Source organism: Vibrio harveyi (assembly GCF_030060435.1).
GTDB classification, from domain to species: Bacteria; Pseudomonadota; Gammaproteobacteria; order Enterobacterales; family Vibrionaceae; genus Vibrio; species Vibrio harveyi.
Genome location: NZ_CP125876.1, coordinates 720,850 through 744,388, shown reverse-complemented (window position 1 = coordinate 744,388; position 23,539 = coordinate 720,850). Strand labels below are relative to the sequence as shown.

Annotated in this window: 25 protein-coding genes; 15 read left to right on the top strand and 10 right to left on the bottom strand. The window is 44.5% G+C overall.

Annotated elements, in window-relative coordinates:
• Positions 1-74 precede the first annotated feature (74 nt).
• Both QMY49_RS19945 and ompW read right to left on the bottom strand, forming a co-directional pair.
• Positions 75-1,046: a TAXI family TRAP transporter solute-binding subunit gene (locus QMY49_RS19945; protein WP_017189728.1), complete on the bottom strand. Its 972-nt coding sequence runs from the start codon at positions 1,044-1,046 to the stop codon at positions 75-77.
• A gap of 455 nt (positions 1,047-1,501) precedes the next feature.
• The gene (ompW, locus tag QMY49_RS19940; RefSeq protein WP_005447312.1) at positions 1,502-2,146 is read right to left on the bottom strand and encodes an outer membrane protein OmpW; all 645 of its coding nucleotides are present in this window, start codon (positions 2,144-2,146) and stop codon (positions 1,502-1,504) included.
• A 506-nt stretch (positions 2,147-2,652) separates the two neighbouring features.
• Between ompW and QMY49_RS19935 the strand changes: the two genes are divergently transcribed.
• The 4 genes from QMY49_RS19935 to QMY49_RS19920 all read left to right on the top strand — a co-directional run bounded on the left by QMY49_RS19935 (position 2,653) and on the right by QMY49_RS19920 (position 5,575).
• Positions 2,653-3,303 carry a Qnr family pentapeptide repeat protein gene (locus QMY49_RS19935; protein ID WP_283316351.1) on the top strand — a complete coding sequence of 217 codons (651 nt, stop codon included), beginning with the start codon at positions 2,653-2,655 and terminating at the stop codon, positions 3,301-3,303.
• Between the two features lie 8 nt (positions 3,304-3,311).
• On the top strand, positions 3,312-3,623 hold the full coding sequence (locus QMY49_RS19930) for a cupin domain-containing protein (RefSeq protein ID WP_283316348.1): 312 nt from the start codon (positions 3,312-3,314) through the stop codon (positions 3,621-3,623).
• A 331-nt stretch (positions 3,624-3,954) separates the two neighbouring features.
• Positions 3,955-4,740, top strand: coding sequence for an EAL domain-containing protein (locus QMY49_RS19925; protein ID WP_253650001.1), 786 nt, complete (start codon positions 3,955-3,957; stop codon positions 4,738-4,740).
• Between the two features lie 142 nt (positions 4,741-4,882).
• A complete protein-coding gene (locus tag QMY49_RS19920; RefSeq protein ID WP_020480876.1) occupies positions 4,883-5,575 on the top strand; it encodes a helix-turn-helix transcriptional regulator in 693 nt (230 codons plus the stop codon).
• A gap of 240 nt (positions 5,576-5,815) precedes the next feature.
• Here the strand turns inward: QMY49_RS19920 and QMY49_RS19915 are convergent, their stop codons facing one another.
• Entirely contained in the window at positions 5,816-6,562 is a 747-nt protein-coding gene (locus tag QMY49_RS19915; protein ID WP_283316342.1) for a hypothetical protein, read from the bottom strand.
• 187 nt (positions 6,563-6,749) lie between these two features.
• Here QMY49_RS19915 and QMY49_RS19910 point away from each other — a divergent pair, with 187 nt between their 5' ends.
• Positions 6,750-7,079: a DMT family transporter gene (locus QMY49_RS19910; protein ID WP_005428450.1), complete on the top strand. Its 330-nt coding sequence runs from the start codon at positions 6,750-6,752 to the stop codon at positions 7,077-7,079.
• 16 nt (positions 7,080-7,095) lie between these two features.
• A complete protein-coding gene (locus QMY49_RS19905; protein ID WP_017818360.1) occupies positions 7,096-7,725 on the top strand; it encodes an HAD-IB family hydrolase in 630 nt (209 codons plus the stop codon).
• A 56-nt stretch (positions 7,726-7,781) separates the two neighbouring features.
• Here the strand turns inward: QMY49_RS19905 and QMY49_RS19900 are convergent, their stop codons facing one another.
• The gene (locus QMY49_RS19900; RefSeq protein WP_038898300.1) at positions 7,782-8,960 is read right to left on the bottom strand and encodes a lytic polysaccharide monooxygenase; all 1,179 of its coding nucleotides are present in this window, start codon (positions 8,958-8,960) and stop codon (positions 7,782-7,784) included.
• Positions 8,961-9,175: 215 nt separating this feature from the next.
• Positions 9,176-9,616, bottom strand: coding sequence for an Lrp/AsnC family transcriptional regulator (locus QMY49_RS19895; RefSeq protein ID WP_045486755.1), 441 nt, complete (start codon positions 9,614-9,616; stop codon positions 9,176-9,178).
• Positions 9,617-9,763: 147 nt separating this feature from the next.
• On the opposite strand from QMY49_RS19895, the gene QMY49_RS19890 reads away from it, so the two are divergent.
• The 3 genes from QMY49_RS19890 (at position 9,764) to QMY49_RS19880 (ending at position 13,560) form a co-directional block, all read left to right on the top strand.
• On the top strand, positions 9,764-10,348 hold the full coding sequence (locus QMY49_RS19890) for a LysE family translocator (RefSeq protein WP_009702356.1): 585 nt from the start codon (positions 9,764-9,766) through the stop codon (positions 10,346-10,348).
• A 280-nt stretch (positions 10,349-10,628) separates the two neighbouring features.
• Positions 10,629-12,551, top strand: a complete 1,923-nt coding sequence (locus QMY49_RS19885) for a S9 family peptidase (RefSeq protein ID WP_045486066.1) — start codon at positions 10,629-10,631, stop codon at positions 12,549-12,551.
• Between the two features lie 235 nt (positions 12,552-12,786).
• The gene (locus QMY49_RS19880) at positions 12,787-13,560 is read left to right on the top strand and encodes a siderophore-interacting protein (protein ID WP_017818356.1); all 774 of its coding nucleotides are present in this window, start codon (positions 12,787-12,789) and stop codon (positions 13,558-13,560) included.
• Positions 13,561-13,629: 69 nt separating this feature from the next.
• On the opposite strand, the gene QMY49_RS19875 is transcribed toward QMY49_RS19880, so the two are convergent.
• From QMY49_RS19875 to QMY49_RS19865, 3 genes are all read right to left on the bottom strand, one after another.
• Positions 13,630-14,499 carry a LysR family transcriptional regulator gene (locus tag QMY49_RS19875; RefSeq protein ID WP_005447289.1) on the bottom strand — a complete coding sequence of 290 codons (870 nt, stop codon included), beginning with the start codon at positions 14,497-14,499 and terminating at the stop codon, positions 13,630-13,632.
• Positions 14,500-14,567: 68 nt separating this feature from the next.
• A complete protein-coding gene (locus QMY49_RS19870) occupies positions 14,568-15,080 on the bottom strand; it encodes a GNAT family N-acetyltransferase (protein WP_005447287.1) in 513 nt (170 codons plus the stop codon).
• A gap of 188 nt (positions 15,081-15,268) precedes the next feature.
• Entirely contained in the window at positions 15,269-16,066 is a 798-nt protein-coding gene (locus QMY49_RS19865) for an arylamine N-acetyltransferase family protein (protein ID WP_283316325.1), read from the bottom strand.
• Positions 16,067-16,357: 291 nt separating this feature from the next.
• On the opposite strand from QMY49_RS19865, the gene QMY49_RS19860 reads away from it, so the two are divergent.
• From QMY49_RS19860 to QMY49_RS19850, 3 genes are all read left to right on the top strand, one after another.
• Positions 16,358-17,506, top strand: a complete 1,149-nt coding sequence (locus QMY49_RS19860; protein ID WP_283316323.1) for an S-(hydroxymethyl)glutathione dehydrogenase/class III alcohol dehydrogenase — start codon at positions 16,358-16,360, stop codon at positions 17,504-17,506.
• Between the two features lie 188 nt (positions 17,507-17,694).
• Complete coding sequence (gene fghA, locus QMY49_RS19855; protein ID WP_005447282.1) at positions 17,695-18,534, top strand: S-formylglutathione hydrolase; 840 nt, start codon at positions 17,695-17,697, stop codon at positions 18,532-18,534.
• Between the two features lie 200 nt (positions 18,535-18,734).
• Positions 18,735-19,925 (top strand): BamA/TamA family outer membrane protein, encoded by a 1,191-nt coding sequence (locus tag QMY49_RS19850; protein ID WP_049535082.1) that lies wholly within the window; start codon positions 18,735-18,737, stop codon positions 19,923-19,925.
• Positions 19,926-19,975: 50 nt separating this feature from the next.
• On the opposite strand, the gene QMY49_RS19845 is transcribed toward QMY49_RS19850, so the two are convergent.
• A complete protein-coding gene (locus tag QMY49_RS19845; RefSeq protein WP_017189737.1) occupies positions 19,976-20,344 on the bottom strand; it encodes a DUF805 domain-containing protein in 369 nt (122 codons plus the stop codon).
• A 276-nt stretch (positions 20,345-20,620) separates the two neighbouring features.
• Between QMY49_RS19845 and QMY49_RS19840 the strand changes: the two genes are divergently transcribed.
• The 3 genes from QMY49_RS19840 to QMY49_RS19830 are packed head-to-tail and all read left to right on the top strand — an operon-like array spanning position 20,621 to position 22,591.
• Positions 20,621-21,082 (top strand): putative pterin-binding protein, encoded by a 462-nt coding sequence (locus QMY49_RS19840; protein ID WP_005447276.1) that lies wholly within the window; start codon positions 20,621-20,623, stop codon positions 21,080-21,082.
• A gap of 2 nt (positions 21,083-21,084) precedes the next feature.
• Positions 21,085-22,176 carry a GGDEF domain-containing protein gene (locus QMY49_RS19835; RefSeq protein ID WP_005447275.1) on the top strand — a complete coding sequence of 364 codons (1,092 nt, stop codon included), beginning with the start codon at positions 21,085-21,087 and terminating at the stop codon, positions 22,174-22,176.
• A gap of 10 nt (positions 22,177-22,186) precedes the next feature.
• A complete protein-coding gene (locus QMY49_RS19830; protein ID WP_017818352.1) occupies positions 22,187-22,591 on the top strand; it encodes a hypothetical protein in 405 nt (134 codons plus the stop codon).
• Positions 22,592-22,678: 87 nt separating this feature from the next.
• On the opposite strand, the gene QMY49_RS19825 is transcribed toward QMY49_RS19830, so the two are convergent.
• Positions 22,679-23,476: a Cof-type HAD-IIB family hydrolase gene (locus QMY49_RS19825; RefSeq protein ID WP_005447273.1), complete on the bottom strand. Its 798-nt coding sequence runs from the start codon at positions 23,474-23,476 to the stop codon at positions 22,679-22,681.
• Between the last annotated feature and the right edge of the window lie 63 nt (positions 23,477-23,539).

Genomic DNA, 23,539 nt, shown 5'->3' with positions numbered 1-23,539 from the left:
TTTCTCACAAACAACAGAGAAGCAAGCGCTGAGAATCCATCGCAGCGCTTGCTAAAAATCGAAGGTGTTAAGAGTTACAACCAGCCGCGCTCTTTGTAGTAGCGAACCGCACCTTCATGCAGTGGCGCAGACAGACCCACCTCAATCATTTCTGATTCTTTCAGGTCTTTAAATGCTGGGTGCAGGCGTTTGAAGCGGTCTAGGTTATCGAACACAGATTTCGTCAGTTGATACACTAACTCAGGGTCCGTCTCTGCTGTGGTTGAGAGTACCGCTTTGCCGCCGATAGATTGAGTATCGTTCGGGTTGCCACGGTACATTCCGCCCGGAATAGTTGCTTTGGTGAAGTACGCACGCTCAGCAAGTAGCTTGTCGATTTCAGGACCAGTCACTGGTACTAGCACAGCATCGGTGGTGGTTGATGCTTCCTGAATCGCGCCGTTTGGGTGACCGACGAAGTAGCTCATAGCATCGATGTTATTGTCACTCATTGCGGAAGCTTGTTCTGCTGGCTTCAGATCCGATACCAAACTGAACACATCTTGCGACCAGCCTTTTGCTTGCATCACTTGTTCAAACGTATCGCGTTGACCAGAACCAGGGTTACCGATGTTGACGCGCTTGCCTTTCAAATCGTCGAAACTGGTGATGCCCGCGTCTTTGCGCGCAAGAATCGTGAACACTTCACTTTGTAGGGAGAAAACGGCACGAATATCCGTCATTGGTTGGTTATTTTGGAAAGGAGCCACGCCTTCTAAGGCTTTGTATTGATGGTCTGACTGCATGATACCGAAGTTGTATTCACCACTGCGCAAACCATTTACGTTTGCCACGCCCCCCCCACTGGCCGGAGCATTACACTTAATGCTGTGGTCTGCTGCGCCACGGTTTACGAAACGACAGATCGACTGTCCAGCAACGTAATAAACGCCCGTTTGACCACCGGTGCCGATAGTAATAAATTTCTCTGCCGCACTTATTTTCTCACTGTATGAGAACAGCGAGACTGCCGAAGCAAATACTGCAATGAGTGTGGTTCCTTTCATTTTAGGTTCTTCCTGTCTATCGATTGAAAAATAAAGACATTTTTCTCAGCTAAAGACAGCAAAACCGGAAAATACTCGTGTGAAAATTTCGCACTTCATGAGTGATTTTCCTTAGTCAGCCAGTCCTTAGCTTCATTTTGTAATTTTTATTTCAGCGTTCGATTAATAATTAACCGAACACTTCCAATCGAATTTATCAGAACAATTTCAAAACCTAGCTATGGTAATTTTGCGCTTTTCTCAGCAACCGAGAATTAACAGAAAATTCATCTTTTTGGTCACGTGTTTACAAATACCAAAGTAGTGCACCACTATCGTAGTCATATGGGGAGAGAGAAGAGGTATAGGGAAGGCAAAGAAAACCAGAAAGAATAGATAAAAAAGAGGGGCAATCCCCGCAACTGCCCCTAAAAGTCATGCCAATAATCTTATTGTTCTTTTGCTACTGCTTTTTCTTAGAACTTGTAACCACCGCTGATCATGAATACCCAAGGGTTGATCTTTACGTCAGTCTTTTGTGCTGCGCCATTAAATTTATAAGTCGCTTCGGTCTCGATATTTGCATACCAAGCGGATGCGTTTAGGAACCAGCTTTCATTGATCATGTAATCGACACCTACATTGGCAGCCAGGCCAAATGAGTCATCCAATTTTAGATCAGTAAGACCTACATCTTTGGCTTTACCGTTAAAGCCCTCATCAAAGAACATGGTGTAGTTTAAACCCGCACCTACGTATGGGCGGAACTTGCTTTGCGAATCACCAAAGTAGTATTGCAGCATCACTGTTGGTGGTAGGTGTTTAGTATCTGCGATATCACCAAGACCAAGAAGATCAGTCGAGATATCGTGACTAAATGGTGTTGCCGCTAGAATCTCCAGGCTGATATTGTCAGTAAACATGTAACCAAACGTCAAACCCAGTTGAGTGTTTGAATCTACTTTTAACTCTTCTTGAGAACCTAGGATCTTGTCACTGCTGTCGTTTGGTACAACCGATGCCGCACCAACACGTAGAATGAAGTCACCTTCACTGTGAGCAAAAACACTTGGAGACACTAACGCAGCAACCACTGCTAAACTGCAGATTGTTTTTTTCATTGTTATTTCCTTTTGTAGGGCTTTGTTTCTTTTGTACTCCGCTATGCTCTTCCTTTTCGGACGGTTCTGTTATCAATCCAAAACCTTGAAGCACGCGAGTATCACTATTTTCTTGAGCTGCGCGCAAAATAGCATATAGAAACCCTACTATTTTGATGGAAATCAATTTGTGAAAAATATAGCTTTTCCGTATACAAAAACGCCAATTTGATCAACAAATTATGCAAATCGGATACAATTCTGTAATGCAAACTGTGCGTGTGAGAAGAGTACGTCGCAGTTCTCATTTCAATTCTTCTGTAAGCCTCTGTGCTCAACAAAACTTTTTTCTCGATATGCTCGGATTATTTTTACAAAACATCGACTTTAAACAGCCCGTTTGACCGCTTAAATTGGCGATTTTCGGGGTCTGTAAACCACTGAAATACAAGAAGTTATATTTCTGGAAAATCAGTTACTTAGAGTGATAGTCTGCATCTAACCAAGTAAGGAAAAGATAAAAAGCCATGATTAAGACCGATCTCACTTTCGAACAGGAAGACTTTTCGCATCACGATTTGCAAAACACCACTTTTCAAAATTGCCGCTTTTATCAATGCAACTTTGACCACGCCGATCTCAGTGATGTGAAGTTTATTGATTGCCGCTTTATCCAACCAAGCGACATTGAAGGCTGTACCTTTCGCTATGCCAAACTTAAAGATGCCAGTTTTAGCAACTGCATGTTAGCGATGTCTCAGTTTAATGGCGCAGACTGCGTCGGCATTGAGTTACGTAAATGCGATTTGAAGGGTGCAAACTTTCAAAGTGCTAATTTCGCTAATCGCGTCAACAATACTGTGTTCTTTTGTATCGCCTACATTACGGGTTGCAACTTGGCTTACACTAATTTTGAGCGCGCACTGCTAGAGAAATGCGATCTATTTGAGAACCGATGGAATGGTGCCAACTTGATGGGTGCAAGCTTTAAAGGTGCGGATCTATCACGTGGAGAATTCAGCCCTGAACAATGGGGCAGCTTTAATATAGAAGAAAGCGACCTGACCCATGTTGATTTAGAGGGTTTGGACATCCGCCGCGTCTCTTTATACGGTGTTAAGATTTGCGACTGGCAACAAGAACAATTGCTCTCGCCATTTGGCCTGATCGTTATTTAGGAAACATTATGAACCTTTTAAAAGACCTACCTTGTGATTTGAGTGAAGAGGTATTTGAAGATTTACTCACACACAGACAGCTCCGAATCGAGCGTATTGTATCGAAGGGGCAAACGACGCCAGAAGGCGAATGGTACGATCAAGAAGACCATGAGTGGGTATTGGTGCTAAAAGGCGTAGGCGAACTGACTTATGAGGAAGGCACGAAGAAGCGTTTGGAAGCGGGCGATCACGTCAACATTCCAGCGCACACGAAGCATCGAGTAAGTTGGACCGACCCAGAGCAAGAGACAATATGGCTAGCGATCTTCTATCAATGAGATAGTTCACCGCCTATTCCCTCCCTTTTAAACTTTCGTTAAAAGCTCACTTATTGACACTTTTATCACTTCAAGCAATTGGCTTTATTATTTAATAATAAAGCCAACCATTAAAATCCGCATAAAAAACCATGCCCATTAAGAGTTAGATGAAAATATTAGTATTATATATATTAGTGGGTAATTAGATTTCACTGACGCTATAGAGATGGCGTCATAATTCTGACAAAATATCTTAAAAAGATATTATTGGGATCTTTAAAATAATTTCTTTGACGTGATTCTGTCATCTAGTATTTTATAAAAACGTTTGCCTAAGGAATAAAAACAGATGACTATAAAAATAGAAGAAATATCAATTGACAATAATATTGTTAGTGTTTTCTGGAATAATCAAAATTTTGTCAGCCTTGAGTTCAAGCTTCAGCCAATCGTAGATCCAAAGAACTATAAGATTCACGGTTATGAAGTGCTGTCTCATTTAGTTAATTCAAGTGGGGAGAGGTTGAATAGCGAGGAGTTTTTTGAATATATCAATGATGAGTTCATAAAAAAGATTTTTCTATGTCAAATCAGATTCTTAAATGAAAATTTATCTCAGTTTAACCTAAATATATCACTCAACCTACCTCTTAGTTGTTTACTTGATTCATCCTTCGTTGATGAAGTCATAGAAAATACTGAAAATCCCATCATCATCGAAGTGACGAAGATAGAAAGTATTAAAGAGGTCAACGCTGCCAAAAGAAACATCGTTAAACTCAAAAAACAAGGACACCAATTCTGGTTGGACGACTATCATCATGATGAGAAGCTCAAAACCTCTGCGTTGCAATGCATTGATTGGGATGCAATAAAACTCGATAAGAGTTACTTGCTATACCAAGATGGCTTGACCATGATCGGAATGCTGATTCCTTTACTTAAATTCCATAGCAAGAAGATCATTGTAGAAGGTGTAGAAACATCCTCTCAACGAGTCGCATTTCTTCATCCTGAGGTCTTTCATCAAGGTTACAACTATTATTACCCGCTCTCACTCTCTGAAACTCTCGATTTATTGAACTTTAGAGAGATAAAGGAAACACATCGATTCGAAACAGTTTTGTCCGCGTAGACTTGTTTATATTCCTATGAAAAAAGTTACATTTAAAGCGCTCAAATATCAAAGTCCACAGTTATTAATAGAAGCATACGTCTCTCGGCATTTATTAGTCAGAGTGTCCAATGCGATAGGCTTTGTTAGTGTGAGTGGTCGAATGATACAGATTAAAGGAAGGGACATTATTTATGTTCCCGCGCACTCTAAATGTTGGGTCTCACTTAGACCAATCAATAAGGACAAAGAAATAGAAGTTGAACGCTTCACTTACACAGAAGAAATGCTAAGAGTCATTGTAGATAATTATTACTTCTTCGATTTTGGAACGGGAGATGATCAAGAGAAGTTATTTAATACAAATGACTACTTCGACTCTTCGATTGAATATTGTTTATCTGACGTTTCGTCATGTATGGTTCACTCAATCAGCGTCTTCGCACTTACGTCTTTTTTAAGCAGTTGTAGTGAGTTCGATAAAGCGAACATTTTATCGTCTGTAAAGCTCATAAATAAGATGACTAACTGTATTCAAGCAGACACTGAGTACCCATGGACGTTGGAGAATGTTTCGATAAAAACAGGGATCAGCAAGAGTTACTTATTAACTGAGCTCAAAAACTCGAACATTACCTTTACCCAGTTAACCAATAATATCAGGTTAAAAAAGTCAGTTTCGCTCATTATGTCAGGTATGTCGATCAAGCAAGCAGCGATCAAAAGTGGGTTTGGGTGCCCTAATTACTTTAGTCGGGTGTTTAAGAGACGTTATGGGGTTCAACCGAGTCGACTGATCAAGTCGTCCGGTTTTGTTGATACTGATGGTTTGGACTTCATCAAAGCCAAGCTGTAATCATCCAACGTCATCTATTGCGTCCAAGACCACACTTTTATTCCCCCTTCTAGAAGCGAAAATCGCAGTTAATTGGCGCTGTTAGTAACAAGAAAAACGGGGGGAAGAAATATCTCTTCCCCCCAATGCGCAAAGGGTCTTGGTAAAGCGCAAATAGAATTGAAGTCATGACCTCCGAGCCAGTCTCCCAACCGTTACTCAGAAATGAACCTAGTCACCACTTCAATATTCAATAAATCGTTATTGGATAGAGAGTGTGTTTTGTTTGCGATTATATTCGAAGCGATGGCTTTGCTTAGCGTGGTCTTTTACTTCCAGACCTTCCATCGTACTTGTGCCCTTCTCAAGCCAAACTTGATCACCGTTCAACTCGACAATCAGCTTTTCGTAATGACTGCTTTGATTTGCGTCTTCATATTGCAGTCGCACTGTGTAAGTGCCTTTACTCTCGTCATATTCTGCCTGATAGCCTTCATTGAATGCTTCAATACTGATGCCTTCAGGGTAGACCACCATGGTGATACGTGTTGGTTTTTCACTGAACTTGTAGGTAGAGATACCAAAGCGTGTTTCAATGATTTCTTGTTCATAATAGAAGTGCGCAATTTCCTCTGGTGTGCTCACCATTACCATATCAGGCGAAAGACGCATGAGATGGTATTTCCAGAATGAAGAGGTTTTGCTGTCACCGACATCGGGCACTAGCGCTTGCAGCTCTTCTAAAGTGCTCACGTTAAACTCCCACAGCAAACCCAAAGAAAGTCTGTCTAGGGTATAGGTGACTTTGCGCGATAAGTTTTCTGCTTCAAAACCAAGTAAATCATCGCTGATTGCATCAGTAATAGAGTGATGGAGCAAATCGATCCCATCCACTTGATAGCTTGCTCTAGGGTCTTTGAACTTGGGAATTGAATCCGTTGACATCCCTTCACCGCCACACCCACTCAATGCCAATATCACCGCAGTCGCCGCTATCGCTTTATGCATCAATACACGCTCCTCTCTAAAGACGGCGGCAGTGTAACGACTACAACCAAGACTTGGTGTAAGCGTATGTAAGACGCCACTATTATTACATTTAAGTAAAAGTTATTTGATTTTTTGCAGGATTATCATTTTATTCGACATCAATATACTAAGCGCACTCCACAACAACTGAAGACGAATGATAACAATGAGCTGGTTTTTCTTACTTTTAGGCGTGGGCGCAGAAGCCCTTTCACATGTTGCACTTAAAGCGACTGACGGTTTTAGCAAGCCACTGCCAGCAACACTAGTTTTGCTGGGTCACTTGGCAGCATTTGTCTGCTTAGCACAAGCAATGAAAGGCGGTATGCCTGTGGGTATCGTTCACGCACTTTGGGCTGGCTTAGCTATCGTATCTGTTACCTTAATTTCTCAACTAGTGTATCGCCAGCATATGGATACCAGCCTTTGGATTGGTATGGCACTTATCGCTGCAGGCGTGATGGTGATAAACTTCTCCCACGGACACGCACATTAACCCTTAAGGCAGTAGATTGTCAGATTCTCGAAAGCCCGCTTTAGCACTGTTTGATTTTGATGGCACCATCACCGATGAGGACATGTTTAGCCTGTTCCTTCACTACTCGGTGACGGGTCCACGCAAGTGGCTAGGCAACATTATCATCTTGCCATTTTATGCGATGTACAAAGCTGGGTTCCTCCCTGCTAGACGAATGCGTCCAATCGCCAGTTTTGTTGCCTTTGTGGGGCGACAAACCGAAGAAGTGAAAACACTAGGAGCACGGTTTGCTCAAGAGATCATCGTGCAACACATCCGCCCTGAAGCCAAAACACGATTAGATTGGCATCATGCTCAAGGAGATACGATCGTAGTCGTTTCCGCGTCACTTAACGCCTACTTAAAACCTTGGTGCGACACTCAAGGTTACCACTTGCTGTGCAGTGAACTCCTTGGGAACAGCAAACGCATTAGCGGGCTCTATCACAGTAAAGACTGCAGTTTGGAAAGGAAAGTCGAACGCGTTCAAGCAAAGTTCGACGTTAGTCAATATCAAGCCATCTACGCGTATGGCGATACACATGAAGACATCCCCATGCTCAAATTGGCAAAGCATGCCACGATGAATTGGCAACCTTGGTCTGCTAGTCGTTCCGACAGTTAAAAACAAGAAACCCTTCTCAATCGAGAAGGGTTTTATTTATTTGGGAAGAAAGAACGCTAGCGCCAAACACCCCATTCACCTGTTGTTCCAGGTTCTTCGCCACGAGTCCACCATTGTGCGGTCCACTCACGACCATTGTGCGTTACGACATCGCCTTGGTTGTACACCGCGTCTTTGCTCCAAAGATTGGTTGGCTCGACTGGTGGTTGAGTATCGCCTTTAATCAACGATAATGCGTAACTAAAATTGGCACTCGGAGCCAATACTTGGTTCGCATAAACATTGTTCGTATCGAACATGTAGTGATTCATCGCTTCATGCCAAATACCTACATACCAATCACCGGTTTGCTGTGAGTTAAATTGATCTGCCAGTTCTGCTGCCCATGTCGTCGTGTTATTGGCATTAATAGGGAGTGAAAGGTCGACGATCTCAGTACCTGTTTCATTAAACGTACGAAAGCGCACGGTATCACCCGCCTCGACAGGACCAAACCCTTGTGGAACAAAATAGCCAAGTGACGTGAGGTTATTACCCGGATCGGTGGGATCGACAGGGTCAGTTGGTGGTGTGGTGCCATTACCATTCAACGTAATATCACTACAGTTGTAGAAACCTTCACCCGCTACATCAATACGCTGCCAGCGAGTGTAAAGGATCGCATCACCCGAACGATCAGCAGGGAAGGTCACTTGCATGCGGTAGCGTTTTTCTGCATCAACATAAACGTCACCAGCCGTATCGATCAGTTCTAAATCGTCCCAAGTAAGAGGTTGCGTGTCGTCATAAGTTGGCTTGGAAAGGTAGAACTCCCAATAAGAAGGGTTATGTGGAGCTTTGCCATAGAACACCAATTCAATTTGGTTGTTGGCGTCTGGGGTGACATTGGTACGCTGCCAATTTGGCGATGGAATGTTTAGACCTTTTTTCGCCGCATCGCCTGCAGAACACAGCTCTCCATCACGAACGATTGCTTGTACATGTGCCATATCACGATAATTTGGCACGTTAGCCGCCACTTCACTGCGCTGAACAAATGGGTATGCCCCCGACTCGTCATAAGCAGCCTGACACGCTTGGTTTGGAATTTCATTGGTCCAAAAGCCACCGTCTAAATAACAGGTATTTTGACGTGCGCTTGGAAACTCGACCCAGCCGTGGGCATTAACATTAAATGAGCTTAACGCTGCAATCGCGCCCAAGCTCACTAGGGGAAGGGTTACGTATGATTTCATCATTCATCCTTAAATTTTCTATCACGCTGCTCGCGAACCAAGCAACGACGTAGAAAAACTAGCAGGATGCGATTATTTAGAAGGTGAGAATAAATGCTGGAATTGTCAGATTGTAGCCTGCTTTCCAGCATTTTATGTGGACTGCAGTCATACTCGACTCACTCTTTCGAGTCACTTCAAATTGATGTGCGACAAAACAATGTTCCCTATAGCGGTTATCGTTCATCTTTTGGTGTGTCCATCACCACCATGGTCGTGATTGCTTTGACATATTCGCATTCACCAAGCACGTCTGCATGAAACGCTTTGTATGCCGCAAGATCTTGAGTTTCGACACGCAACAAATATTCATTTGCCCCTGTGATGTTATGGCATTCCACCACCTCATCCACAAAACGTACATGATCTTCAAAACCGAGCTGCGCTTGCTTTGAGTGCGACGCCAAACCTATCGACACATAAGCGACAAAACCAACGCCCATTTGCTGATTGTCCAACACTGCGCGATAGCCTTTGATAGTCCCTTTGCGTTCGAGGTCTTGTACGCGGCGCAAAGTAGCAGACGGCGACAATCCAACGCGCTCAGACAGCTCTACATTGGAGATTCTTCCGTCCGATTTCAGTGCTTGCAATATTCTTTCGTCAAATCTATCCATAATGTTCTTTTGTTGTTTAAGCGAAGCATTTTCATCAAATAAAAGCACAAAATTGATGACACTTCTACCTATCATTGTGTTTGACCGGTCAGAAAACGTAACCCCTTGCCCATCACTTTGTGGCAAACATATTTGTAGGAACACACTATGGAATACTCTCAACTTGGTGCACTCGCGCTGTTTGCGTTTGTCTCGACCTTCACTCCGGGTCCAAACAACATCATGCTCATGACATCTGGCGCCAATGTCGGCTTTAAACGCACTATCCCCCATATGCTGGGGATTACCCTCGGCTTTGGCGCAATGCTGATCTTAGTTGGCATTGGCTTGATGAGCTTGTTCCATGCTTACCCGATCACGCATAGCATTCTTAAAGTATTGAGTCTGACTTACTTGCTGTACCTAACATATAAAATTGCCACCAGCAGTAAAACGGAAGTCAACGATGATTACCGCCCAATGAGCTTTTTAGGTGCAGTAGCATTTCAATGGGTCAACCCGAAAGGTTGGTCAATGGCATTAACCGCAATCACGGTATACAGCAGTGGTGGCTCTTGGCTAGAACTGGCATTCATCGCGGGTATTTTTTGCCTCGCGAATCTGCCTTCCGTGACCTTTTGGACCGCTGCTGGTATCCAGCTTCAGCGCTGGCTTACTACCTCCAAACGAGTGAAAGGATTCAACTATGGCATGGCAGCACTTTTGCTTTTGTCGACTATCCCAATGATATAAATGACAAAACAGCGAAAGATAAGTGTGACTTATGCCAAATTTCGACTAGTCCCTTGTTCGGTAAGTACAAAAAATCGCCACTTCCAAGGATGGATTGGGTCATAGTAGCAACAGCAGTGACAAGAATATTAAAAACCCTCAAACATAAGCCCTATCGATATATTCGATTTTGGCTTTTCTTTCACTGCTTTGTCGCTTTTGTTCTTTAATAGCGACTATCGATTCATTCTGACCGACAAGCACGATGCTGACAGGTCCGTCACACAAGGAGCGTTATACAATGCGTACTCGCAAGCTTATTCTTGCTACCGCTTTTGGTCTACTACTCGCGGGTTGTAGCCAAACTTCAACCACGACGACTGCCGAAGTTATCCCACCGGAATATCCCGTAGATTACTTCTTCCGTAATGCTGAAGTCTCTAGCTACCAAATCTCCCCTGCTGGAGATTACATTTCAATGATGAAACCATGGCAAGACCGTAAAAACGTATTTGTTCATCCAGTTGGTAAGCCAGAGGATGTGAAACGTATTACGTCAATTACTGGTCGTGACATCGCTTACTACTACTGGGTTGGTGATGACACCATTATTTACTCTCGCGATACGGGCGGTGATGAAAACTTCTATCTCGTAACGGTCAATGTCAAAACGGGTGAAGAGCAAACCATCACACCTACATCTGGCGTAGTGGCTTATGTGATCGACACTTTAGAAAGCCAACCAGATGACATTCTTATCACGACCAACGAACGTAACCCGCAAGTGTTTGATGTTTATCGTCATAACTTAAAAACGGGTAAGAACACGCTTGTGGCTCAAAACCCAGGCAACGTGCGTTACTGGGGTACGGACCACGATGGTAACATTCGTGTGATTTCGACTTCAGACGGCGTAAATACAGCGGTTCTGTACCGTGATACCGTGGATGAAGAGTTCCGTCCATTGAAGAACCTCACCTTCAAAGAAGACTTCTCTCCAATCTCATTTACACCAGATAACAAGAACCTGTACGTTGCCTCACGTATCACTCGCGATAAATCAGCGATTATCGAATATGATGTGAAGGCTAACAAAGAAGTGCGCGAGATCTTCTCTCACCCAGAAGTGGACGTCACGAATGCGAGCTACTCAAACGCACTGAACAAGCTCACGACGATCTCTTATGTAACGGACAAGCGTCAGTACCATTTCCTTGATAAAGGTTATGAAGAGACTTTTGAGCGTCTGCAAGAAAAGCTACCGGGTGTTGAAATCTCGGTGAACAACACCACTCGCGACGAGAGAAAAATGATCGTCGTGACCTACAGCGACACCGACCGTCCTAATTACTACTACTACGATCGCGATTCAGACCAACTTGAGAAGTTAGCTGCAAACGCACCTTGGCATAAGCCAGAAGACATGGCGAAGATGAAGCCAATCACATATACCGCTCGTGATGGTGAAACCATCCATGGCTACTTAACGTTACCAAAAGGCCGTGAAGCGAAAGACTTGCCACTGCTTGTTCTGCCGCACGGTGGTCCTTGGGCTCGCGATCACTGGGGCTTCCAACCAGAAGTTCAGTTGTTTGCAAACCGTGGTATTGCCGTTCTACAGATGAACTTCCGTGGTTCAACAGGTTATGGTCGTGAATTCTGGGAGAAGTCATTTAAGCAATGGGGTCAGTCGATGCAGGATGACATCACTGACGGCGTTAAATGGGCGATTGACCAAGGCTACGCACAAGATGGTGAAGTATGTATCTACGGCGCATCCTACGGTGGTTACGCCACATTAGCTGGTGTGACGTTCACGCCAGACCTATATAAGTGTGGTATCGACTACGTTGGTGTGTCCAACCTCTTTACTTTCATGGATTCCATTCCACCATACTGGGCACCATTCCTAGCTATGCTGCATGAGCAAGTTGGCGATCCGAATAACCCAGAAGATGCGAAGATGATGAAAGCATACTCACCGGTATTCCATGTTGACCAAATCAAAGCTCCATTATTGGTTCTACAAGGCGCGAAAGACCCGCGTGTAGTGAAAAGCGAATCTGACCAAATCGTCAATGCTCTTCGTGAACGTGGCGTCGAAGTGGAATACATCGTGAAAGAGAATGAAGGTCATGGCTTCCGCTCTCTTGAAAATCGCCTCGATGGTTACCAAGCGATGGATCGATTCCTAAAGACACATTTGTTAGAGCAAACGCAATAAGCAACCTCTCTCATTCTACCAAGGGCACTTCGGTGCCCTTTTTTATTCTTTAAACCCAAAGTCTTATAAACATGGATGACGAAGTGTTCATTCGGGCGAGGTCTGTCGGAATTAAATCGCCGATTTTCACATCAGAGTGTAAATTTAGATAAAGACGCTATCTGCCTTACTAAGATACTGTTAATCTTAGATGAGAAAGAGAATAGTTATCAAACGTAGTGAAATGTGAATTAAAATGAAAAAGAAACCACAACCAAAAAGCCTCGTTGTTATCAACACACAAACAGTAACGCCCAACATGCAGCGTATTACCCTGCAAGGCGAAGCACTAGGCAACTTTCCACAAGATTGCGAAGGCAGCTACATCAAGCTGCTGTTCAACGAAACAGGCGGTACTGACATCCAAGGCTTTTCTGAAGAAAACCGTCCAGTTATGCGTACCTACACCATTCGTCGCTTCGATCCACAAGCATGCACGATTGAAGTCGACTTCGTTCGCCATATTACTAAAGACCTACAATGTGGATTTGCAGCGCGCTGGGCGATGTCCGCTAAAGAAGGCGACACCATCAATATCGCCGGTCCTGGCAGCATCTCGAACTTAAACACAGAAGCTGATTGGTTCTTTATGGCTGCGGATATGACAGCGTTGCCAGCGCTATCAGCGAAGATTCGCACTCTGCCAGAAGACGCAAAAGGCTATGCCGTGATCAGCGTAATTTCTGAAGCGGATATCCAAGCTCTCGAAGCACCAGCAGGTATGGAAATCCATTGGGTCACCGAGCAATCACTCGAAGGTAAGGTTCGCTCACTGGAGTGGAAAACGGGTGAAGCAGCAGTGTGGTGTGCTTGTGAGTTCGATTCAATGCGCGCGCTACGCCAATACTTCCGTAACGAAAAAGAAGTGGAGCGTGAAAACCTTTACCTCAGCAGTTACTGGAAACAAGGCGTATCAGAAGATGGTCATAAGGTCATCAAACGCGAAGATGCCGAGCTAAACGAACAGTGATTTAAGAGCGCAAAAAAAGCTAAGTAACAAGATTTGCTACTTAGCTTTTAAACACATAAATACCTATTTCTAATTTAGGCTCTCAGCCAAGAAATCAATCAGCAGACGAACTTTAGGTGAGAGGTTACGGTTTTGCGGATAGAGCGCCCAAATACCTTCGCGATCGTCTCGATAATCGGTTAACACTTCCACCAGCTCGCCATTGTCTAACGCCTCTTGCACGTAGTAGTCCGGCAGCTGCACCAAACCTAAACCACGTTTTGCCGCATCGACCAAAGCAAAACCACTATTGCATTTGATTCGGCCAGAGACACGCAGAGACTTCTCACGTTTTTGCTCTTTGAAGTGCCAATAGTCCGCGGTACCCACCAAGCATTGGTGATGACTCAGTTCAGACAAGGTATGCGGCTCACCAGAGCGCTCTAAGTAAGCCGGGCTGGCACACACATACAGCTGACGCGATGAAAGGCGTTTAGCGATCAAGCTCGAGTCTTGCAAGCGTCCCAAACGAATCGCCACATCGACACCTTGCTCAATCAAATCGAGCTTTTGGTTAGTAAGAATCAGATCGAGATTTACTTGCGGGTACTTTTCTAAAAACTGGTGCAGCAGCGGAGCAAGATTCATTTCCCCATAGGTCACGGGCGCAGTCACTTTGAGCACACCTTTCGGTTCGGCTTGCATCTGAGTTACCGCCAACTCAGCTAACTCTAACCCTTCCACAAGGTGCTTACACTGTTGGTAATAAAGTTGACCAGCTTCAGTTAACGACACTTTACGCGTAGTACGATGAAGCAATTTCACTGCCAAGCGTTCTTCTAACGCTGATACACGACGGCTGATTTGCGCGACCGATGTTTTGAGCTTATTGGCTGCGCCGGTAAAGCTGTTGGTTTCTGCGACGGCGACAAATTCGCTGACGCCTTCCCAATTCGCCATGATTTTGATCCTATGGAATTCAATTTATTGCGTATTCTCACACAAAGTTAATCGCGGAGAAAACCCGTTTAAAAAGGATAGCCGACTAAATGAACCGTCTGTTGTGGCCAAATAATTTTCAGAGAGCATACCATGGTGTCATCAGTACTGACCCAATGATTTGGGGCAACTTTTATCTTCAAGTTATTGATGGGTGTATAACCACTGGATCGATAAACTGGCGTGCGACCAAATAAAACAGAAAATGCGTCGCCTCGCTCCAATGCATCCTGATGAACCGCTTCCAACAAGATTTTCACCAGCCCTAACCCGCGAGAACCGGGGTCAACACAGACTTCTGCAATACCACTAATGGGAAAAGATTGATCATCAATCATGACTTGTTTTTCGTGTACGGCAACGTGGGCAGCGAGTTTATCGCCATCCCAAATCAGATAGCGGTGACGAGGTATTTCATTGAAATAACGTTGAGTTTGAAAGATTTTGTCTTGCTCCTTGGTGAAGCAAGTGGACAGCAAAGCTCTTAACTTAGCATCGAGTTCTTGGGTGACTTCATCATCAAGCAAGTATTCAAAGCGCATGATTTACCTCATTTATTCTTCAAGGTTAAAAGTAAACCTTTGAAAACTCACTTACTGAGATATAGCGCAAATAAAAAAAGCGCAGGTTGAGCTGCGCTTTCCATTTTTGAGCCGATAAGTAAGGAAATTAAGCGTAACACGATGCTTGAAGTCTCATTTCGAGCACGATTCCCCCTCAGTTACGACTCTTACACTGGCTTTAAAGATGAGTAATCAGCATCAAGAGCGATACCAAAATGGGTTTTAAGCGCAGATAGATACGTTTCTCCCGCTTCCAGCTCAATCTCAACGACCTCACCATTTGCTCGGTACTTTAAACTGTGATTGAACAAAGTAATGATGCCGCTATCTGTCGCCAACGCCGCAACTCGACTCGAAGCGAAATGGGAATTTGGTGAAGTCGATGTGTAGTGATTGCCGCATACGATGTCACCGTCAAATACGTGTTCAAAGTCTAAACTATACAAATCAATCCATTGCTCAGGGTCATCATAGGATTGAACTTGCAACATATAGCCAACCAACTCATGTTCGATAAATCTGAATGTTTGAAGGTCAGTATGAATATCTTGGTTGAGTACAAAGGGTAGTGGTGCGCGTGGCGTGTTAGAACCGAACCCCACATCAACGATCCACTTATCTTCCCCCATGGTCACCAAAGTGAATTGATGCGTTCGACCTGATGGTGTGCCAGACAAATGAACGCGCCCCAACAACGGTCGTGCATCAAAGCCGATGGTTTTCAGTACATTAAAAAGTAATGCATTCAATTCATAGCAATAGCCACCACGCTCGCGATAAATCAGTTTGTTAATAATGTCTTGTTCAGCAACTGAAATGCCACGCCCAAGCGCAATATCAAAGTTCTCAAAAGGCAAACGACGATGCTGAGCATTGTGTAGTAATAACAAAGTATCAGTATTGATATTCAGCGATTGAGAGATACCCACTTTCTTTAAGTAGGCTTGAAGATCTGTTTGGTTCATACCCATTCCAATTCAACGTTTTTACGGTGGCAACAACACTAAACCCTCAACTGCACTTGAGGTCAAACACCAATGCGATTTTTGTCATTCTTCTTAACCTCACTCGCACTAACAATGATGTTATTGAACTCATTATTACACATACGTAAAAATCATTTTCAATTTAGCCGGATTATCATTTTTCATGAAACACCTAAAATGGGCACCAACAAAACGACGCAGCGCAGTGAACAAACCTCAACTACGCTTATGACGTCACTCCATATACTGAGAATATAAAGGAAACATCCAATGTCGCTTGAAATCAAACCTGGTCAAACTCACATTAAATCAAAAGCAATGGTTGCATGGGCTGCTGGCGAGCCACTTAAAATGGAAGAAGTTGATGTACAACTTCCAAAAGCTGGTGAAGTGCTAGTACGTATCGTAGCAACTGGTGTTTGTCACACTGACGCATTCACACTATCAGGTGACGATCCAGAAGGTATCTTCCCTTCAATCCTTGGTCACGAAGGTGGCGGTATCGTTGAAATGGTTGGCGAAGGCGTAACAAGCGTTGAAGTTGGCGACCACGTTATCCCACTTTACACCGCTGAATGTGGTGAGTGTAAGTTCTGTAAATCTGGCAAAACTAACCTATGTCAGGCAGTTCGCGAAACGCAAGGTAAAGGTCTGATGCCAGATGGTACAAGCCGTTTCTCTATCAACGGTGAGACTATTTTCCACTACATGGGTTGTTCTACTTTCTCTGAGTACACGGTTCTTCCAGAAATCTCACTAGCGAAAATAAACAAAGAAGCACCACTTGAAGAAGTTTGTCTTCTAGGTTGTGGCGTAACCACCGGTATGGGTGCGGTACTAAACACAGCTAAAGTTGAAAAAGGCGACACAGTTGCTGTATTTGGTCTAGGCGGTATCGGTCTTTCTGCAATCATCGGTGCTCGTATGGCTGGAGCAAGCCGCATCATCGGTGTCGACATCAACGAAAGTAAATTCGACCTAGCGAAACAACTTGGTGCTACAGACGTCATCAACCCAATGAAGTTCGACAAGCCAATCCAAGACGTTATCGTTGAGATGACAGACGGTGGTGTTGATTACTCATTCGAATGTATCGGTAACGTAAACGTGATGCGTCAAGCACTTGAGTGCTGTCACAAAGGTTGGGGTGAGTCAGTAATCATTGGTGTTGCTGGTGCAGGTCAAGAGATCTCAACTCGTCCATTCCAACTGGTAACTGGTCGCGTATGGCGCGGTTCTGCTTTCGGTGGCGTTAAAGGTCGCTCTGAGCTTCCAGAAATCGTAAACCGTTACATGGCTGGCGAGTTCGGTCTACAAGAATTCATCACGCACACGATGGGTCTACAAGACGTGAACGAAGCGTTCGAACTGATGCACAAAGGTGAATCTATCCGTACCGTTCTTCACATGGATAAATAATCCAAGATAACGGTTCACGTAATATGACTGATATTTGAAAATTTGAAACAGGCTCTCTTCTCTCTTGGACACGTTTTCTTTTGGGAAGAGAGCCATCCGCTGTCTTTAACGGTCTTGTCCACCGTTAAAAATCATTGTTTTAAATACTCACAGTTTCAAACAAACATTGTTTTATCGAGAGATTATCCATGACCATTGAAAGCCTAAGCCAAGCCAAAGTATTCGGTGGTTGGCATAAACAATACACACACGAATCTCGCGCTTTAAATTGCAACATGCGCTTTGCGATCTTCTTGCCGCCAAATGCAACCAAATCAAACCCAGTGCCTGTGGTTTACTGGTTGTCTGGTTTGACGTGTACTGATGAGAACTTCATGCAGAAAGCCGGTGCGTTTCGCATGGCTGCTGAGTTAGGTATCGCCATTGTGGCACCGGATACTAGCCCACGTGGTGACGACGTTGCAGACGACGAGAACTACGATTTAGGGAAAGGCGCGGGTTTCTACCTAAACGCCACTCAAGAGCCGTGGTCGCGTCACTACCACATGTACGATTACATCACCCAAGAGCTACCTGCGATCATTGAAAGCAACTTCCCTGTCTCTGACGTGAAGTCGATTTCGGGTCATAGCATGGGTGGTCATGGTGCAATTACCATTGGTTTGAAAAATTCAGAGCAGTACCGCTCAATTTCTGCTTTCAGTCCAATCAGTAACCCAATGCAATGCCCTTGGGGTCAGAAAGCGTTTACCGCTTACCTAGGCACCGATATTGAAAGCTGGAAACAATACGACGCAAGTGAATTACTCAAACAAGCAAAATCACCATTGCCAATCTTGGTAGACCAAGGTGATGCTGATAACTTCCTTGCTGAGCAATTGAAGCCTGATGCGTTACTGGCGGCAGCAAAAGCTCATGATTCTGAAGTTGAACTGCGCATGCAGCCAGGTTACGACCACAGCTACTTCTTTATCTCTAGCTTTATCGCTGAACACTTGAACTTCCACGCTAAGTACTTATTTGCTTAACCTTGGTTGTGACATAAGAAAAACGATAAAAAACTGAATGGTTAAATATACAAAGCCACCCACTTATTGGGTGGCTTTTTGCGTTTTAAAAACACTCACCTTCTCTTTACAAAACCACCATTGCAATTGCTCTGATTGGTGTCTAACTTGTAAGGGAACGCTATTCGCTTACTAGGGTCTATAGACCCGAATAGGACCCTATGAAAAAACCATCGTCAGTTATCATTAGTACCACCTGTTTCAGCTTTTTGCTCGCCTCTCCAATGGCTCAGGCAATCAACTTTTTTGATCCCATTGATGGGCAATTGGACATGGGAGAATATCTGGCTGAAAACGCTTATGGATTTCTGCCCGTCCCGATAGTGATTACCGAGCCCGCCGTGGGCTATGGCTTGGGCTTCACTGGCGTGTTTTTGCATGAATCCGATGAGCAACGGGAGAAAAGGCGCAAACTGGCAGAAACCTCTCTCGATGGTGGTGCGCAGCTACTAACACCAGCCATTACTGCAATCGGTGGTTTTGCCACCGAAAACGGCACTTGGATGGGCTTCTTAGGGCACCGCCGGACGTGGGCGCAAGACACGGTGCGTTACCTAGGTGGAGTGGGTTATGGCGACTTCAATATGACCTTCTATCCGCAATCCACCTTGCCGGGCTTAGATAGCGTCTTTAACGGCAAAGGGTTAGATTTCGAAATAACTGGCGGTGGCATGCTCAACCACCTTCAATACCGCATTATTGATGCTCCGCTGTTTATCGGTGTGAAACAGCTCTATTTCGTCACCGATCAGAAAATCACCAACTCCCCTATTGCCGATAAGTTATTGCAAACCCTGACCAATACCTCTCCGACTACCTCTGGATTGGGTCTGACACTGGAATGGGACAGCAGAAACAACTTCTTTAGTCCGACGCAAGGCTACAACTACAAAGCCGAATACCTTTGGTACAACGACGCGATTGGCAGTGATTACGAATACGAACAACTGGATGTGGAAGGCATTAACTATTGGGAGTTAGCGGATCGATGGTCGCTAGCGCTACGTGGTCAATACAAATCTCTTTACACTGACGAACGCTTTTTACCACCAGCGTCTTATCCAGACATTGAACTGCGTGGCGTTGCGAGAAATCGTTATCAAGGGGACGAGACACTGTCAGTCGAGTCACAACTGACCTATCAGTGGAACACGCGCTGGTCGACGAATGTTTTCGGCGGCTTTGGCTACGCTTCAACCGAAGCATCACTATTCGAAAACAACGCCGAATACGCTTACGGCGTGGGCTTTCGTTACCTCATCGCTCGTCGTTATGGCCTGCAAGCAGGCATGGACTTCGCCTTTAGCGATGAAGACAGTGCAGTGTATTTCCAAGTGGGCTCAGGCATCTAAACCCACTTATACCCAAGTGACTTCAAGATGCTGGATTCAGAGCCAAATCTCTACTCATGCTTCGGGTTCGCACCATATTGGTTCGAGCCTTCTTCACTGTCTTGGATGAGAAAGTACAACAGCACTAAGACACCAATGATGGGCACAAAAGCGATCAACGCCCACCACCCAGTTCGTCCTGAGTCGTGTAAACGTCGCACGGTAACCGCAATCGATGGGATCATAATGAACAGGGCATAAATCACACCAAAGAAGCCAAAATTGTCCATTTGCATCACACTGCCGATCACTCGATCGATGATGCCCATCACTAAATTGACCAACACATTCACTAACGTAAAGTACCAATACTCTTGGCGTCTAGCCCTACCACTAAAGTTGGAGTAATTGAGGATGACCCTGTAGTACCAATCAAACATATCGCTTCTCCTAATGAGATGAAAGTGTCGCGAAAGTTAGACAACGTGAGGCAAACTGCACACAAAATAGACTAAATAATGTATTCATCCAATAGTTCTATTTTTAACTATGTCATTAACCTTGACGTATATTCCACCAACGGTTACTTTTCACCCATAACGTATTATATAAATCCATCAAGTTGGCTCTATTATTAATAAATAACCGAAATTTCTGCGGATCGGTGTAGTGACGCTATCCCGCCGAAACAAGGGCAATAAATCAAAGGGCACAAGATGAGAAAAACAGTGGCACTCGCTTTGCTTTTGTTTGCACCGACACTTTTTGCAAACACGATACAGTTTAGCAGTCCTGAGAAATCCGATGTTGTTGTGGCATTAAAAGACCTAGAGTCATTGCCTCAAACTACCTACACCACCAAACTACCTTGGCTCGAAACGCCAGCCGAGTTTGAAGGTGTTAAGTTAAGCATCCTATTACAAAATGCATTTGGACAAGTACCCCAGCGCGTTGAAGTACGTGCATTGAATGACTACCACTCCGATTTATCTCGTGAAGATATCCTTCGTTACCAGCCTATCGTGGCGTACAAACAAAATCATAAATACATCAAGATCCGAAACAAAGGTCCCTACTGGTTGATCTATTCTATAAATAAATACCCAGAACTAGACATTGCCCCATACCATTCGCAAATGGTCTGGCAAATCAACAGGATCAGCGTGAAAGAAGAATAACAATGAAGGCGAAACCCCATCCTACAAAACAAGGTCCATTTTCGACTAAGAGTAAGTTATTGTTGTTGATTTTTTCATCGACATTGCTGCTCGCCAACATCGTATTATTGAAAGAAACCCGAGCACTTACCCAAAGCTACTCTGCCCAACAAAACCAAGCGACTTGGTTTTTATTTCATTTATCTAAAGAGTTATCGGAATTAGTGGGTGAAGCGCGTCGGCTCAATGAGAGCGTGATGAACATTGATGGAGCCGAGCTGCAATATGAGTTAGCTTGGAGCCGTTTTGATTTGCTGATCAACAACAAAGAAGCGGACTCTTTCCTATCAAGAGAAGAAGTACGCGTGTACTTTGTCTCTCTATTCGATAAATTTCAACAACTCGAACCCATCTTAGTTGAAGCCAAAACAGGCAGCAGCGTGGCTGCTAATCAGTTTTACCGCGCAACGCAAAATCTATACATGGAGATGATTGACTACGTCACCCAGAACTTCCGTGTTGCAAGCCCGCTTTATCAGCAACAGCAAGTTCGTGCGTACAATTTACTGCAAGCACAATACATCTTATTGGGCATTTTCGTGCTTACCGTGGCGCTGCTGACCTACTTCTACAAGCAAGAATCGAAGTTCCACAAACAACTCGCGTTAAGTGATCCACTGACGAATCTTGCCAACCGCAGTGCTTTGTTTCTCGATTTACATCGCAAGGAAGAAACCAAAACCCCGTTTTCGCTGCTCCTACTCGATCTGAACGGCTTTAAGAACATAAACGATACGTTGGGACACCAAGCGGGTGACATCGCTTTAATCGAGATAGCAAAGCGCTTAAACGACATGGCATTGGATGACTTTACTGTCTATCGCATGGGTGGTGACGAGTTTGCCGTAATCATCAACACAACCGACGAGAACAAAATTACCGAAGCAACGCACCACGTCCATGTAGTGTTTGAGAAACCGATTCTCGCCTCCGACCAAGCCGGAGCCCTATCCACCAGTTTAGGTGCAGCGAGCTACCCGCAAGACGCCGATAACATTGACTTCCTAATCAATTTAGCGGATAAGCGCATGTACAAAATGAAATTCCAACGTTAAACGGATAACCATGATGAAAAATTTCATGCGAGCGGTGTTATTACTGCTGGTGATCGCGCTTGGTGTGTTGGCTTGGGTCTTTATCCCATCCCACGAGACAGTGGGCGCACAAACCCTCGAAGAGGCGCTCAACGACAACTACACACTGGTTGGTCATCGCATTCACTCTACAGACCCTGACGCGGGTAACATGTTCGGTTACTTTGTTGTATACAAAGGCGCAAGCACCGAAAACCTAGAGCCGTTTTTGGTAACTTCTGACCAGTTTATTCGTATGGAGCAAACCGGCGACAACATGCTAGCTCTAACCGTGAATGGTCGTATTTACCGTTACCACAATGATTTGTGGGTAGAAAACCCAGATGGCAAGCTACAACACTGGTTTGTAAGTGCGACAGCGAAATACGTACGCTAACTCATACCTGTTTGAGCCTTAGACAAACAAAAGCCCCGCTCATCAAATGGCGGGGCTTTTTTATGCTTGAGATTCGCTAAGCGGCGATTAAAGCACTTTTTCTTTGATGACCTTCATCACACCCGAATCACGGTTACTTGGTGCTGAGAAGCGCGCCACTTTTTTTACTGCTTCATGTGCGTTTTCCATCGCATAGGAATGCTCACTCACTTGCAGCATTTCTAGGTCATTGAGGTAATCACCAAACGTCATCGTCTCTTCAGGACCGAAACCCATGGTTTGTTGAAGGTGCTTGATCGCCGCCCCTTTTGACGCTTCTGCGTTCATCACATCAAGCCAGATCTTCGCACTCACCACCACTTGATGACTGTGACCAAACTTCTCACTCATTGTAGGGAATACCAATTCTTCAGAGCCACCAAAGTGACAGATTGCGACCTTGATAAATTCGTCCTCTACTGCCAGCAAATCCGGCACGTATTCACAACGGTGGTAGTATTTCTGGAACTCTTCTAACGCTTTTGGATCTTTGGTTTCGATGTAAGCCGAACGCTTACCACACAGTACAAGGTGTGTGCCTTCTACCGCACGTGCCGCTTTTACTATCTCATCGATTTCCGATTTCGGAATGGTGCAGCTATAAAGCTCTTTGTCTTGGTGCATCACCAAGGTGCCATTTTCTGCCACGTAAATCATACGGTCTTGAATTGGCGCAAACGTATCACGCAAACTGTAGTACTGACGACCTGACGCTGCGGAGAATAAAATACCCTTCTCTTCAAGCTGTAAAAACAGATCAAAAAACTCTGGGTCTAGACGGCCATATTGGTCAAGTAAGGTGCCATCCATATCGGTGGCGATGAATTTGATGCTAGCTTGTGACATGACTTTAACTCAAAAGTGAAGCAGCTCAGGTCACTCTTTGAATGAAAACAGGCTGCAAAAAAT

Coding starts and splice junctions, on each gene's coding strand:
- QMY49_RS19890 (WP_009702356.1), top strand. CDS start 9,764: ATGGAATACTCTCAACTTGGTGCACTCGCGCTGTTTGCGTTTGTCTCG.
- QMY49_RS19850 (WP_049535082.1), top strand. CDS start 18,735: ATGAAAAAACCATCGTCAGTTATCATTAGTACCACCTGTTTCAGCTTT.
- QMY49_RS19845 (WP_017189737.1), bottom strand. CDS start 20,344: ATGTTTGATTGGTACTACAGGGTCATCCTCAATTACTCCAACTTTAGT.
- QMY49_RS19885 (WP_045486066.1), top strand. CDS start 10,629: ATGCGTACTCGCAAGCTTATTCTTGCTACCGCTTTTGGTCTACTACTC.
- QMY49_RS19900 (WP_038898300.1), bottom strand. CDS start 8,960: ATGAAATCATACGTAACCCTTCCCCTAGTGAGCTTGGGCGCGATTGCA.
- fghA (WP_005447282.1), top strand. CDS start 17,695: ATGACCATTGAAAGCCTAAGCCAAGCCAAAGTATTCGGTGGTTGGCAT.
- QMY49_RS19935 (WP_283316351.1), top strand. CDS start 2,653: ATGATTAAGACCGATCTCACTTTCGAACAGGAAGACTTTTCGCATCAC.
- QMY49_RS19860 (WP_283316323.1), top strand. CDS start 16,358: ATGTCGCTTGAAATCAAACCTGGTCAAACTCACATTAAATCAAAAGCA.
- QMY49_RS19875 (WP_005447289.1), bottom strand. CDS start 14,499: ATGGCGAATTGGGAAGGCGTCAGCGAATTTGTCGCCGTCGCAGAAACC.
- QMY49_RS19870 (WP_005447287.1), bottom strand. CDS start 15,080: ATGCGCTTTGAATACTTGCTTGATGATGAAGTCACCCAAGAACTCGAT.
- QMY49_RS19835 (WP_005447275.1), top strand. CDS start 21,085: ATGAAGGCGAAACCCCATCCTACAAAACAAGGTCCATTTTCGACTAAG.
- QMY49_RS19880 (WP_017818356.1), top strand. CDS start 12,787: ATGAAAAAGAAACCACAACCAAAAAGCCTCGTTGTTATCAACACACAA.
- QMY49_RS19945 (WP_017189728.1), bottom strand. CDS start 1,046: ATGAAAGGAACCACACTCATTGCAGTATTTGCTTCGGCAGTCTCGCTG.
- QMY49_RS19840 (WP_005447276.1), top strand. CDS start 20,621: ATGAGAAAAACAGTGGCACTCGCTTTGCTTTTGTTTGCACCGACACTT.
- QMY49_RS19920 (WP_020480876.1), top strand. CDS start 4,883: ATGATACAGATTAAAGGAAGGGACATTATTTATGTTCCCGCGCACTCT.
- QMY49_RS19910 (WP_005428450.1), top strand. CDS start 6,750: ATGAGCTGGTTTTTCTTACTTTTAGGCGTGGGCGCAGAAGCCCTTTCA.
- QMY49_RS19915 (WP_283316342.1), bottom strand. CDS start 6,562: ATGCATAAAGCGATAGCGGCGACTGCGGTGATATTGGCATTGAGTGGG.
- QMY49_RS19925 (WP_253650001.1), top strand. CDS start 3,955: ATGACTATAAAAATAGAAGAAATATCAATTGACAATAATATTGTTAGT.
- QMY49_RS19865 (WP_283316325.1), bottom strand. CDS start 16,066: ATGAACCAAACAGATCTTCAAGCCTACTTAAAGAAAGTGGGTATCTCT.
- QMY49_RS19930 (WP_283316348.1), top strand. CDS start 3,312: ATGAACCTTTTAAAAGACCTACCTTGTGATTTGAGTGAAGAGGTATTT.
- ompW (WP_005447312.1), bottom strand. CDS start 2,146: ATGAAAAAAACAATCTGCAGTTTAGCAGTGGTTGCTGCGTTAGTGTCT.
- QMY49_RS19830 (WP_017818352.1), top strand. CDS start 22,187: ATGATGAAAAATTTCATGCGAGCGGTGTTATTACTGCTGGTGATCGCG.
- QMY49_RS19895 (WP_045486755.1), bottom strand. CDS start 9,616: ATGGATAGATTTGACGAAAGAATATTGCAAGCACTGAAATCGGACGGA.
- QMY49_RS19825 (WP_005447273.1), bottom strand. CDS start 23,476: ATGTCACAAGCTAGCATCAAATTCATCGCCACCGATATGGATGGCACC.